At 59.7% G+C, this 13,747-nt stretch carries 6 protein-coding genes; all 6 read right to left on the reverse strand.

Translation table 11 applies throughout. The features are described 5' to 3' along the window. Position 1 precedes the first annotated feature (1 nt). The gene (locus ACR0P8_RS03555; protein WP_432623738.1) at positions 2–6,544 is read right to left on the reverse strand and encodes a Cna B-type domain-containing protein; all 6,543 of its coding nucleotides are present in this window, start codon (positions 6,542–6,544) and stop codon (positions 2–4) included. A 386-nt stretch (positions 6,545–6,930) separates the two neighbouring features. After that, the gene (locus ACR0P8_RS03560) at positions 6,931–9,423 is read right to left on the reverse strand and encodes a S9 family peptidase (protein WP_432623746.1); all 2,493 of its coding nucleotides are present in this window, start codon (positions 9,421–9,423) and stop codon (positions 6,931–6,933) included. A 150-nt stretch (positions 9,424–9,573) separates the two neighbouring features. After that, a complete protein-coding gene (locus ACR0P8_RS03565) occupies positions 9,574–10,755 on the reverse strand; it encodes an App1 family protein (protein ID WP_432623748.1) in 1,182 nt (393 codons plus the stop codon). 255 nt (positions 10,756–11,010) lie between these two features. Then, entirely contained in the window at positions 11,011–11,415 is a 405-nt protein-coding gene (gcvH, locus tag ACR0P8_RS03570) for a glycine cleavage system protein GcvH (protein ID WP_432623740.1), read from the reverse strand. A 50-nt stretch (positions 11,416–11,465) separates the two neighbouring features. Beyond that, positions 11,466–12,569, reverse strand: coding sequence for an NAD(+) diphosphatase (gene nudC, locus ACR0P8_RS03575; RefSeq protein WP_432623742.1), 1,104 nt, complete (start codon positions 12,567–12,569; stop codon positions 11,466–11,468). A gap of 172 nt (positions 12,570–12,741) precedes the next feature. Then, positions 12,742–13,590, reverse strand: a complete 849-nt coding sequence (locus ACR0P8_RS03580) for an alpha/beta fold hydrolase (protein ID WP_432623744.1) — start codon at positions 13,588–13,590, stop codon at positions 12,742–12,744. Positions 13,591–13,747 lie beyond the last annotated feature (157 nt).

The following is a 13,747-nucleotide window of genomic DNA, read 5'->3' on the forward strand; positions in this document are numbered from 1 at the left end:
GTCAGTTCCTTTCCTTACGACGCAGCGCTATGACCAGGCACAGCACGCCGACGAGCAACGCAATCAGTCCGGCCCGCATGCAGGTTCCATCGCCTTTGCCGCCGGTGGAAGGTAGTTTGACCGCTGTGTACTTGTTGGTCAGCTGATACTGCCATGATTCGTCAGTCGTGGTTGCATCCGCCGTTGCGCTGCTTTGCGGTTTCGCCACGTCTTTGCCGCCGGTGAGCGATATCGGTTTGTAGCCGTCCACGGCCTCCTCGGTCACGGAATAATGGATCTCCTTGCCCTTGTAATACTTGGGCAGGTTCTCGAACGTATAGACCCATTCGTCGGAAGAGGTATTCGTCGCGCCTGAACCGGATGATTCGCCCGTTTCGGAGGATTTCGCACTGCTGGTTACGGCATTTGCGGCAGTGAGCACCGCGCAGCTGACCCCCACCGGATTCTTGGCGTTCGCATTAGTCGGGGCCGAGCACATGCTGTTGTTCTGCGGTACCGGCCATCCCGGCAACGGCTCGTTGGCCTTGTTCTTCCAGATGCTGGACAGCACCCAGACGGTCAGGCTTGCCGGTCTGCCGTTATCGCTGTTAGCATTGTCATCCCATTGCTTGGTGACGCTCAGCGTGGTCGTTTCCGGCGTGTGCGTGTTCGTCACTTGGAAGTCCTTCTCCTTGTCGGTGGAGGAATCCGTCGGCTTGAGCACGCATCCTTTGCCTTCGGTTCCAGCGGCGCCGGTCCCATCTGCGGCGCATCCGCTTGTCGTGTAACCGTCCACGTTCTCCTCGGTGACGGTGTACGTGTACGGCTTACCGTAAATGTTCAGTTTGGGCAGCCCTTCGAAGACCCAGGACTGTTGGTCGCCGGACACGTTCACATCCTGCACAATCATCTGTTCGGTTTTGTCTTCGAAGCCTTGGGTAAGGTCCGTCGGATCCTTCGGCTGCTCACTGGTGCCCCACACGTGGAAGGTGAGCTTCCGCGGCCGTTTTCCGTCGTTGTCGGAGTTGTCTTTCCAGGTTTTGGTCACCTTGGCGCTGATAGCGTCCGGCTCGCGCACGTTCAGCACCGTGTATTCGGCGCCGTCCTGATACGGTCGCTTGGTAATCGACACTCGGTAGGAGCCATCCTTAAGCGCTTGTGTGGTCTCCTCGTCCACGGTGTAGTTGTAGCGCTCTCCGTTCTCATCGTATCGAGGTAAATCGGTCCACGTATACGTCCACGAGCTGGAATTGCCTACCTCGACCGTGTACTGTTTGTCGGTCAGCTCCTTGGCATTGCGCAGCAGATGAAAAGTGACTGTTTCCGGGCGTCTTGAATAGTTCGAGTCGGACCAGACTTTGCGCACACGCACCATGGTGGTGGCGATGCGGTCCTCCACGCGTATGGTGCGGTCGCTTTGCAGCACGCCGTCGATGTATACCTGACCTTCTCTTACGGTGAATTTGAGCGGTTTGACCGCCTCGTATCCGGTCGGGGCCTTGGTTTCGGCAAGCGTGTAGACGCCATCCTCGAGCATGAACCGCTTCGGCGTTCCGCCGCTGATCCACGCGATCGGGTCGATGGCTTTGCCTTCGAATGTGCTGCCGGTCAGGTTGAATTCGGCTCCGGCGAGTTCAGCTCCGCCGCCTACCGCGGTTTTGGAGAAGAAGATGCCGTTGGTGTCGGGCTTATCCACCATGGTGAGCGTCCCGTCCGTCTGGGTCTTGCCATCCACAGTAATTTTGCCGTTGATGTCGACGCTGAACGTGATGTCATCGGCCTTCGTGTAGCCTGCCGGCGGATCAGTCTCGGACAACGTGTAGGTGCCCGGCTGCAAATCGAGCTGCTGCGACTGCCCCTGTTTGGTGGTCCATGTGATTGAATTGATGGATTTGCCGTCAAGCGTGCGTCCTGTGACGCTCATGCTTGCGCCCGCAATGTTGGTGATGCCGTCCGTCAGGCTGTTCTTGGCGATGGTGACGCGATGCGGTTGGTACGCGTCGACCATAGTGATCAGGCTGTCGTCCGCTACGACGTAGCTGCCGTCGGACTGCCGTATCCGGACCTGCAACTTGCCATCGGTGCCGGTATCCACGCGGAAGACGATGTCATCGGCCTTCGCATACCCCGCAGGAGCCTTGGTTTCCGTCAACGTGTAGATGCCCGGTTCCAGTGTGAAGCTCTGCTGGCTGCCGTCGGAAATCCATGTTTGGGCGGTGAAGGTTTCCGTCGTATCGTCCAACGTTCCGGTGAGCCTCATCGTCGCGCCGACGAGTTCTTGCCCCCCAAGACTCTGCTTGGAGAACCACACCTTCTCGTTGTTGGGATGGTGGGTGTTGGTCAGGGTGATGTTGTCGTGGTCCTTGTCGACGCCGTCTGTGGTGACGGTGTAACCGGACGGCACATCCTCCTGCACGCCATAGGTGATCTTCATGCCGTTTTCGTAGACGGGCAGATTGGTGAATGCGTTGTCATTGCTCCAATTATTGGCTGCGTTCAACGTGGCTGACCGGTTGGTTTTCACACCGTTTTTCACCAGATACACGGTGATGGAGTCCGGTCGGCTTCCATCCTGGTTATCGGCGTCGTTCCACACCTTGTTCACGCCGAGACTGGTGGTTTCCGGCGTATGCGTGTTGGTGCAGGTCATGACCATGCCGCTGCCGTCGGCCATGGAAGCCGGATCGGTGCATTGCGCTGTGTATCCATCGATCGTGGTGGCTTCCACGGCTTTGTATTCGGCCTGCTTGCCGTCCACCATAACCGGCAGGTCGAACCAATATGCGGCGGAATCACCGGCGTTGACGTTGACGTCTCGGCTCTGGCCGTCCACCTTCGTATAATCGGCTTCTTCCGCAAGCTTGCGGTACAGGTCGAAGGTCACAGTGCGGCGTTTGCCGTCCTGGTCATCGTTGTCGTTCCACACCTTGTTCACGGTGAGATTCGTGGTCTTCGGCGCGTCCAAGGCCTGTATCTGGCCAGTGCCATTCTTGTCGGTCACGTTATGGCCGTTGACCGTCACGACGCCGTCGGCGCCCACGGTGATAGTGATCGGGCTCATGGTTTGGTATCCGTCAGGAGCTGCGGTTTCCTCCAGCCAGTAGCGTCCAGGCAGCAGTTCGAATGTCTGTTTCCCGGTGCTTCCGGTAGTCCAAATCAGTGCGGTACCAGTGGAATCTTTGCTGACACCCTGCATTGATGCAGTCCAATTCGACCAGGCTTCCGGTGCTTCGGACGACCCCCATTTGGATAGCTTCAACGAGGCGCCCGCCACCGGAACGTTGATATCGGCCGCATCCAATTTGGTGATGCTGACCTTGGTCTTCTTCTTGTGGTTGTTGTTGACATACCACAGGTAGTTGCCCAACGTGGCGTTGTTGGCCACGGCCACGGTCAAAGAGCCCGAGTCGCCTTTATTATCGGAGATGACCAGATTGTCGTATTTGCCATTGTATGTTTTCGAGTCCGCAATCCACGCATCATTGCCGGGGAAGACCACATACAGCGGCTTGGCTTTCTCGTACGCGCTGTCGGTGGTGTCGGCTTTTTCTCCCGGGGCCGTAAGTTCCGTGACTTTGTAGATGTGGTCCGCATTCAGCTGCACCTGGCTGGAATAGCCGGTCGTGCCAGTGGTGAGGTTGTTCATCACGGTGTTGCCCACAGTGCCGGAGCAGGTCTTCCTGCCTGCGGTTTCAGCTGCCGTGCTGCACTTGGTCAGGTCCACGTCCACTTCCTGCACTTCGAACATTGCATTGGCGCCCGGCCGACCGGTATCGCCATCAATGTACTTGTAGATTTGCAGGGTGTTGCTGTCGAACGTCATGCCGCCTTGGGCCGTTTTCACCGTTCCGGTGATAGTGGAGCCAGCACTGCCCTTGCTTGCATCCACGCCTTCAAGCAGAATCTCGTTGTGGACGGTTTCTCCTTGAATCTTCTCTCCGGCTTTGAGCTGCACGGTCGCCTTGTATGTGATGGTGACAGCCCGCTTGTCCGGAATGGAGAAGACCAGTTTCTTGGAGTTCGGCTCATATGACCATGTCGCGCCATTGATCTGCTTTCCCGAGGCGGAGTCGGCGATGAGGATGCTGTCCATACGCAGATCGAGTGCGCTGCTCAACGTATCGGTCAAGGTCAGAGCTTTGCCGTTGTTCAGCGTCTGTGCGCCCGGATTAATCTTCACCGTATAGTTGACGTTCGGCGCCGTGGATTTGTTGTACGTTCCCCGCTTGCTCACCAGCTTCGGCGTGTCCATGCCGAGCTTGTAGGACTGGTCTGTCTGATCATTGCCGTCTACGCTGATATGCGCTTTGTTGGTGTATTCGTGGTAGCCTTCCTGCGCTTTCAACGCGTCGACGCGCGTGTCATAGACAATTTGCAGGCCTTTTGAAGTGGTGGCCTGCTTGAATGCGGCCGTGCCCGGCGATATGGTGAACGTCACTGTGCCGTCGCCGTTGTCCTTGGCCGATACACCACTCAATGTGGTGGTTTTGGCATTGGGGCTCACCGCTTTGACGGAACCGGGTACGAACATGGTGTTCTCAGGCAATGTATCGCTGATTGTCACCGATTGGGCTTTTTCCGGCAGATCGTGCACGGTCAGCAGCCAACGCAGCACTCCGGCTGCGTTGGCGGTCTGGCCGTATCCGTATTCGTCATACCATTGGTTCACGGCCATCTTCTTCAGATTGTCACCTTGGTGAGTATGGCTTGCCGTTGCCGTCTTATGTTTCGATTCGGCGGTGTTGTACACCGTTTCGGCGGTCACACCATCCTTGACGGTGGACTGGTAGGCCACGTACACGGTCTGGTTGGCATCGAGATGCTTGAATGTGATAGTGAAGCCATGGTCCGTGGACATAATCGAATAGGCACTGGCATCAATGCGCTGCGTCATCGCCTCGTCCGCATACGCGACGATGCTGTTTTGCACCAGACTCTGCTGGAATCCAGCGGATGAGCCGTCCCCCTTCTGATCGAGGGTATCTTTGAGATCCACGTTGTTCATCGCGGTCAATGCGGTCAGCGAGGTCACCCATGTGAGGTTCTTGCTCTCGGATCCCGGGGAGGTGCACTTCTTGACAAGCTTCACTACGTCCTTGCCGACGTCCGCCGTGCCGGTGGCGCCTTTGCTGGGGTGATCTTTCGGCGTGACCGTCACATCGTTGGTGTAGGTCCTATGTTCGCCACTGTCGGCATTGGGCGCGTTCGTCACTTCGGTGGTGTAGGTGATGGCGAAGGAGTCGAAGCCGGACGGCAACTTATATGCGCCGTTCACCAGATCCTTCCAGGAAAGTTTGATGGACCACTGGTCGTTGTACGAATCGCTTTTGAATGCGCCCGGAGCGTTTGTGGGGCACTGTGTCTTCCAATCATTGGCTTTTCTGCAGGTCAGAATCACATCGCCAGATGGCTCTTCCAGCCCGTTGCCCAACGCGTCCTTGATGCCGGCTCCGGAAATGTCGGTGTCGGTGCCGTTGGTGATGTTGATGGTCCATTGGATACCTGGAACGTCCTTCTTGTTGTTCGGGTCGCCTGGTTGCGGATCGGACTTTGCTATCGTCGTTTGGGTGCCGCCTTTGGTCACCGACCAGTCCTTGTAGGTGACCCAGATGGCGTTTTCGGTCTTTTTGTGGTCCGTGTTGTCATCGCTGTGGTATTCCACGGAGTTCTTCAGTCCGGGCACTTGCGAGCAATCGCCCGCCTGCTTGCAGGCCGCCACGAGAGTGGCGCGGTCAGCGGTCACGGTGTAGCGCACATACAGCGTTTCGCCATCCTCCATGGACCCAATTGTGGCGTTGAATCCGGCGTTATCCGCCGCCGACGTGGCACTCCACGTCCCGCTATACGGCTGCTTGCAATCCGCGTCGGTACAGATACGGATGCTGTTCAGATTGTACTTCATCAGCTCGCCCATGGTGTCGTTCAATTGCACGTTCTGGTTGGTGCCAACGGAATTGACCTTGATGACGAATTCCCACTTCGAGGGGTCCGAGGTGGAGATGGCCGCGGATTTGGAAGCGTTCACTTCATGCTTCGGATTCACTTTCAGCGTCACGTCGCCGTAGCCTGGATATGAGAACGTCTTGTCTCCGCCGTTGTTGCCGCCGGTTTTGTCGGAGTTGATGGTGCCTTTGACCGTCACGTACGCGGTGACGTTCGATCCCGCGTCCTCGCCGCGGGTGTACGTGGCCACCATGCGATTGCCGTTGATCACATAATGCCCGACCACATCGCCCGATTCGTTGATGATGTCGTACTGTTGCCCAGATTGGAAGGTCAGATTCTCGGGCAGATCGTAGACGAAGGTATCGCCCGATTTGACGGTGATGTTGTTCGGCACGCTCCAATGCAGCTGCATGTTGATTTCATCGCCATAGTCGACGGTGGTGCCGGAGATGAACGGTTTTTCTTGGCCGCCGGACACGATGGTCAGCTTGGAGGAATCCTTGTCCACCCAGCCGAGCTCGCCGATGTTGTATTCCGCGGCTTGCGCATGTACGGGCCCAATCAATACGCACGCCAGCATGGTAGCAAATGTCACCAGCATGGCGGCAAACGTTTTCACGCAGCGTCTCGTCGTTGACTCCTTGCGCTTATGCATAATCCCTCACTTCATGATTAAGCACAATCTCAGGTTGGCGGCAGTCACTACCCTATCCCGGCTGCCGCCACTGTCATGCAAGCACGGTGTCACGACGTCAATATTGACTTATGAAACAGTGCTTCACACCATTGAGACACTGGAAAGCGCAGTATAAAACGTTTGACGTTAGGGTGCCCCCAAAAGGGGATTCGCGAAACGCCGAAGGGTGTTTGCAATGTTTCATGAAAATTTTCTGAAACGAAAGCCCGTTGCTGCAAACGATTGCAACAACGGGCTTTCACCATTCACGATTCTTCACCCCCGGGAAATCCCTCGAAGAATCCCCCGAAGAGAATCCCCCGGACCGTTCAGCTGCTGATGCCCATCATTGACAGGCACCAGGCGTTCTCATACGAGACCTCCTCCCACTGCTTGTATCGTCCGGACGTGCCACCATGCCCGGCCTCCACCTCGATCTTCGCTACGGCGTCCACGCCGGCATGCTGCAGTCGGGCCAGCCATTTCATCGGCTCCACGTATAGCACGCGAGTGTCGTTCATCGACGTGGTGATGAAGATCTTCGGAAAAACGGCCACCCTCTTGTCACTCTTGCTGTTCGGAGCGTTCTCGTACGGCGTGTACGACTTCATATACGCGTACACGTCCGCATTGTGCAACGGATCTCCCCATTCGTCCCATTCGGTGACGGTCAGCGGCAACGACGGATCGAGAATCGAGGTCAACGCGTCCACGAACGGCACGTCCGCCTCCACGCCCGCATAGCATTCCGGAGCCATGTTGGCAATCGCGCCCATGAGCAGACCGCCCGCGGAGCCGCCGTTCGCCACCGTGCGCCGCGGCGAGGCCAGTCCGGCCCGCTGCAATGCGCGCGTGGCATCGATGAAGTCCTCGAACGAATGCTTCTTGTTGAGCAGATGCCCCTGCTCGTACCAGGCGCGGCCCATCTCGCCGCCGCCGCGGATGTGCGGCACGGCGTAGAGCACGCCGCGGTCGAGCATGCTGATGCGCGACACCGCGAATCCCGGATCGGAGCTGATCTCGTACGCGCCGTAGCCGGTGATGAACATGGCGGAATCGCAGGTCGGCACATCGCGCCGCCATACCAGCGAGACGGGAATGCGTTCGCCGTCACGTGCGGTGGCCCAGACGCGCCGCTCCATGTAATCACGCGGATCGAAGCCACCGAGCACCGTGGCGCGTTTCAGCAGCCGGTCCTCGCCGGTGGCCGGATTGTAATCATGCAATTCGCCCGGCCGCGTATAGCTGGCGAACGAATATCGCATGCGCGGCGCATCGTACGAAGGGTTGCCTCCCACGCCGATCGAATACAGACGCCGTGTCTCCCCCGGCATTCTGTCGGCGGTGGCGCCGTCGGACGAGGTCATCGCCTTGCGGGAGATTCCGTGGACGGCCGACCCTTCGCCTTGGGCGGCGGCGAGCGCGTCGAGTTTGCCCCAGACTTCGGCACGTTCCTCGTTGATCTCGTCCACGGATTCGTCGACGTCCCAATCGCCTTCCAGCGCATGCGGCACGAGTTCGGTGAATCGCCATGGACGTCCGGCCAGGAAGTCCTCCGCGGCGGCGGTTTTGGTCATCACTGCGACGTGCGGCAGGCTTTCCGCACGGTATTGCAGCGCCACGAAATGCCGGTGGATCGATATGCCTTCGATGCCTAAGCCGTGCGCGCCCTGCAGAATGGCGGGATTGCGGGGATTCGAGTATGGCGTGCCGATCGGCATGGAGGATGCGCCCGGCTCCACGTCGTCGCCGTGCTCGCATCCGTACGGGGATCCGACGGCCACGCACACGCCTTCGCCCAGTCGGTATGGCGGTTCGTGTGTCCGCATGTCGATCACGTCGATTTCGAAATTCGGATTCAGCGCGTTGTGGTAGACCACGGCGAGTGGAATGTCCTCGCCGTTTTCGTCCGCGCCTTCGAAGCAGGAGAAGCTCACGTCGTATTCCACGTCGGTTTCGCGCGGGATGAAGGCCTGGAACTCCCCTTCCGGGGTGTCGGTGGGCAGCAGCAGCACTTCGGTGGTGGTTTTCGATCCGGTGCCGATCACGATGTTGCGTTCATCGAAGGACAGTCCGATACCCACCCAGAAGCGTTCGTCCGCTTCGCGATAGACTTCCACGTCATCGGCCACGGGGGTGCCGACGCGGTGGCGCATCACCGCGTACGGACGCCATGCGTCGTCCAGCAGCACGTAGAACACCCACTGCGCGTCCGGTGTGAAGCAGGCGCCGCCGATGCCGTCGAACCGTTCCGGCAGTTCCTTGCCGGTTTCCAGGTCGCGGATGCGGAAGTCGTAACGTTCGTCGCCGCTTGTGTCGGTGCCGTACAGCATCCAGCGGCCGTCCTTGGAGATGTCCATGCCGCCGATGCGGAAGAAATCGTGGCCCTGCGCCTCGGCGTTCGTGTCGAACACCACCTGTTCGCCGTCGAGCGGCACGCCGGCCTCCACCGTCGGCGGATCCCAATCGTCCTCGTCGTGGATCGGCACGCGGCATTGCGTGGCGTATTGCCGTCCCTGCATGGTGCGGGTGAAGTACCAGTAGCCGTCCATGCGCGTCGGCACGGACATGTCGGTTTCCTGCACATGCGATTTGAATTCCTCGAACAGCGTCTTCCGCAGTGATTTGAGCGGTGCCATACGCTGCTCGCAGTAGCGGTTCTGCGCCGCCACGTAGTCTTGTACGTCCTGCGATTCCTTGTCACGCAGCCATTCGTATTGGTCGATGAAGGTGTCGCCGTGGAAGGTGCGCTCCTTCGGCACCCGTTTCGCGCGCGGAATCGCGCCGAACCCATCCTGCTCCGATGCGGACGGGTCGTTCATGCCCCGAAATTCACTCATGCACGCGATTATACCGGCCTGCTATACCGGCCCGCATCGTACGTTTTCGTCGTTTCCGGCAGGCGAATCGTCATCTATCGGCGGACGGCCGCCAATCTTTGCGAATCGCCGTCAATCGTCGACGACCAGTCATTAATCGTCGAAACGTACGGAACGCAGGTACGGCAGCATCGTTTTCATGATGTTCGATCCGGTCGTTCCCATGAACACCGGCACGTCGGTGACCGGCGTCGGCTGCGTGGACGCACGGCCGGCGACGGAACCGAGCGTTCCCCCGACTTCCCGCGGCGACAGCTGACGGATGGCGATTGCCAGCACGCGTCCCGGATACCGTCGTGCGATCGTGGCGTACGTGGTCGGATCCTTCTGCCCGTCGTCGCCGATCAGAATGAACTTCATGTCCGGAAAATCCGCCATCAGCTGTTCGGCGAATTCAAGCTTGTGCTGCACGCCCGACGGGATGAACGTCTTCGGACGCGGGTCGAGGTCGCGCAGCAGCAAAGGCCCTTCCGGAAAACCATGGTTCGTGATGAGATGCCGAATCGAGCTTTCCACATTCCACGGCGAAGTGGACAGGTAGAAGAACGGGGCGTCCGGGAACATGTCCGCGATGCGGGTGAACAGCAGGTTCATGCTGGGCACCGGCACCTTCTTGCGGGGGTTGAGCAGCAGCAGATTATACGCGGCCTTCACCAAGCTCGGCGCCTGCGTGACCATGATGGTGTCGTCCACGTCCGAGATCACGCCCACCTTGGTGCCGCTTGGAATGGTGAACAGATTGGCGTTCACCGGCTTGCGGCTACGCACTTTGTACGACACGTTGTGGATGCCCGGTTCGAGCGAATGCTCGGCGACGAGGTCGAGGTATCCGGCATCGTCGGACGCCACGAATTCGCTGGAGGTGTCGGGATGGCTGTCAACCGCGTCATACACTTCGGACGCGCCAACCTGCACGGTTTCGATAGGCACGTCGTCGATCGCGAGACGCACCTTGGTATGCGGCGACGGCACCATCAGCATGCCGCGGATACCGCGCGACAGCCGCCCCGCCTGCCTTTTGAACGGCCCGTACACGGTACGGCAGATCAGGCGGGAGTAATGCTCAGTACCGTAGCCGACGTACGGCTCCACGCGCGGATACCAGTCCAAGGCGTGCACCAGCGCGGTGGAGAATTTCAGCCAGATGCCAAACGTGCCGGTGACGGCGTGACGGAACAGCCTGGTCAGCAGCGGCTTCGCTTCGATCCGCTCATGTTTGGAGGCCGTATCGAAGGTGGTGGCTACCTTGCGTGCGGGAATCGGCACGGTGGGCATATCGTCGGACGACGCATCATTCCATCCATCCGTCCGCTGCGAATCGATGTGCCGATCGCGCTGCGGCGGAAACTGCGGCAACGGCTGAATTTCATTCATACGCACACTATAGGAGTCACGTTCGAACAAACGATTACGCCACAGCGAAATTTCGGAAAGCGGAATTTCGGAAATGCCGGCGGACGGACCGTCAATCCGCGATTACCGTTTTCAGAGTGCGCCAATTCAGAGTGCGCCAGCCGAGACTATTGGACTCTACTGGGCCACGATTTTGGCGTACTCGTCGGCGGTGAGCAGATCCGGTTCGTCATCCTCGAGTTCGATTTTGAAGATCCAGCCCTCGCCGTACGGATCTCCGGTGACGATGCTCGGATCGTCGGCGGCCTCGTTGTTGACGTAACGAATCGTGCCCGCGACCGGGGAGACCAGTGCTGTGACGGCTTTGGACGACTCGAATTCCGCCACTTCGTCGCCTGCCTCGACCTGGGTGCCGACCTCGGGAAGGTCGATATACACCAGTTCGCCGAACTGTCCGACGGCATATTCGGTGACGCCCACCATGGCGGGTTCGACGGATGCGTCCACCCACACGTGTTCGTCGGAGTATTCGAGGTGCTCGGGCACGTCGAGATTCAGCTTGGTGTCGTTATCTTCGCTCATGCCGCCATTGTACGGCAATCGCACGAACCTTACGGCAACCGCACGGCGCACTACGGCAGATCGTGGCCGAGCCACTCCTCGATCATGTAACGCGCAATCGTGGCCTTGCCCGGAGCCTCCATGCGGCCCGAAACCAGCTCATTCATATACTCGTCGCGCGTCACCCACCGTGCCATGAGCGTCTCCTCACCGTCCACGCGCACGTCCGTATTGACCGCCACGCCCTTGAACGCCATCATGAGCGATGCAGGGAACGGCCACGGCTGCGATCCGAGATACTTGAGCTCGCCGACCTCGATGCCGACCTCCTCCTTGGCTTCACGCCGACATGCATGCTCCAGGTTCTCGCCGGCCTCCACGAATCCAGCCGACACCGAATACAGGCCGCTATTCCCCCAGGCGCTGTTGTGCTGCAACAGCAGGCGGTCGTCATGGTCGACGATTGCCGTGATGACGGCCGGTTCGACTCTTGGGAAGAGCAGACGATTGCCGTCCGCTTCGCTTGTGCAGCGCTGCGCCCATCCGCCGAGCGCAGGCTTGATGGGGGCGCCGCAGGTCGGGCAGTGGCGTTGTCTCGCATGCCATACGCTCAGGGAGATCGCGGATGTGGCCTGTCCGGCTTCGCGCGCGCTGGCGTGCGGTGCGAATCCACGCAAATCCACCCAATCGAATCGCGTCGCCGCGTTTTCCAGCAACGATTTCGTGGTCTTCTCCTGCGATCGGCCCGGCTTCACTTCGGCGAACGCATCGTCCGCACCGCCGCCACGCGTCGTTTCGTCCGCCGCCGCGGATTCGGATGCCGGCCGAACGCGCGTCACGTCCACGGCAACCACATGCCCTCCCAATCGTCCGCCATAGGTGCCGAGGAACATGGCGAGCGCCGACGGGTGCGATTCGAGTTCCGCGGAAACGTAGGCGCCCGGAAGCTGCGCGAGGCGCATGTTCACATTGGCATAGTCGGCGATCGCTCCCTGGCCGTGCGGCACCGCGACTTTGCCGTCCTTGACGAGGATGACTTTCGTGGCCGGTTCCGCCAGCACTTTGGCGAACAGGTCGGGTTCGCCGCGTCGCGCCACTTCGTAATCGATGTCGCCTTGGGCGAGCGGCAGGAACGGCAGCGCCTGCGTCAACGCCAATGGTGAGAACATGCTCATGGTCGGTTCGCTTCTTTCGTTACGATGAATTTCACTGCGATTTATATATGGAGTATATCCGTCATATATGCAATGTACATATTTTTTATATACGTTTTATATACGACTTATATACGTGCGATGTATATGCGATGTCCACGCGACGTGCACACGATGTACGTCCGCCACGACGTCATCCGACCCGGCGCACCAGTTCCAACAGCGCCGCGGCCACCTGGTCGGGATGCTCGTATGCGCTGAAATGTCCGCAATCGTCGATCACCGTCATCGACACGTCGGCCTTCGCCATCGCGTCGGCGACCGGTCCCATCACGGCCGGAGGGCTGGATGGATCCTTGTCGCCGCAGACCACGGCGACCGGCACGTCGATCTCCGGCAGCACGTCGTTGAGGTCGGGGCGTCCGGCCGCCATGCGCTCGCGCCATGCGATGCCCGCCGCGGGCTGCTCGTTGATCCACGTCTCGAACTGCCTGCAATACGCTTCCGAACGCTTCACCGCGGAATCGGCGTCCGACGGCACCGCGAATCCCATCACCGGCTCATGCGTGCCGGTCGTCTCGCATTCCTCGGCGATGGCGACGCGCTTCACACGCATCTGCGCGGAATCCGCATCGGCCTTCGTGTCGCACAATGCGAGCGCAGCCACCGCTTCCGGATGCAGCCGCTGGATGTCGAGAATCAGATAGCCGCCCATCGACAGGCCCACCCAAATGGCCTTGTCGTAGCCGGCCTCATGCAGGAGGTCCACGTACGCGTCCGCCATGCGGTCAAGTCCGTATGGGAACGCGCCGTCCGCGTCCTTGCCGCCGCTGTCCTCGTCCGATGGAATCGGTCCTTCGCCGGCTCCAGGCATGTCCGGCGCCCATATCGCGAATTGTTTCACGCCTTGTTTCGCGGCTGCTTTCCGCAGTTCCGCGGCGCACTTGTCCCACATGCGGTGGTCCACCGGGAATCCGTGCACCAGCACGACCGGCGTGCCTTCGCCATCGCAATACACATTGTTCTTCAGATCAATCGCCATGCGTTCCGCTCTCCTTCTCCGTATTTTCCCTGCTTGCCCTGTTTGGACTGACCGTTCCGCCTGATTCCGCTTTCCGGCCCCGCGCTCTCCCGTCACTTGCCCGTCCATGCGAGCGCCTGTCGCACGATCGTGCCATAGCCGTTGCTCATCTGCCCCA

Origin of the sequence: Bifidobacterium sp., assembly GCF_050874245.1 — a bacterium.
GTDB lineage: Bacteria > Actinomycetota > Actinomycetes > Actinomycetales > Bifidobacteriaceae > Bifidobacterium.

What these genes read in the sequence shown, in the direction of transcription:
- ACR0P8_RS03560 (WP_432623746.1), bottom strand. Translation starts at nt 9,423, where the DNA reads ATGAACGACCCGTCCGCATCGGAGCAGGATGGGTTCGGCGCGATTCCG.
- ACR0P8_RS03565 (WP_432623748.1), bottom strand. Translation starts at nt 10,755, where the DNA reads ATGCCCACCGTGCCGATTCCCGCACGCAAGGTAGCCACCACCTTCGAT.
- gcvH (WP_432623740.1), bottom strand. Translation starts at nt 11,415, where the DNA reads ATGAGCGAAGATAACGACACCAAGCTGAATCTCGACGTGCCCGAGCAC.
- nudC (WP_432623742.1), bottom strand. Translation starts at nt 12,569, where the DNA reads ATGAGCATGTTCTCACCATTGGCGTTGACGCAGGCGCTGCCGTTCCTG.
- ACR0P8_RS03580 (WP_432623744.1), bottom strand. Translation starts at nt 13,590, where the DNA reads ATGGCGATTGATCTGAAGAACAATGTGTATTGCGATGGCGAAGGCACG.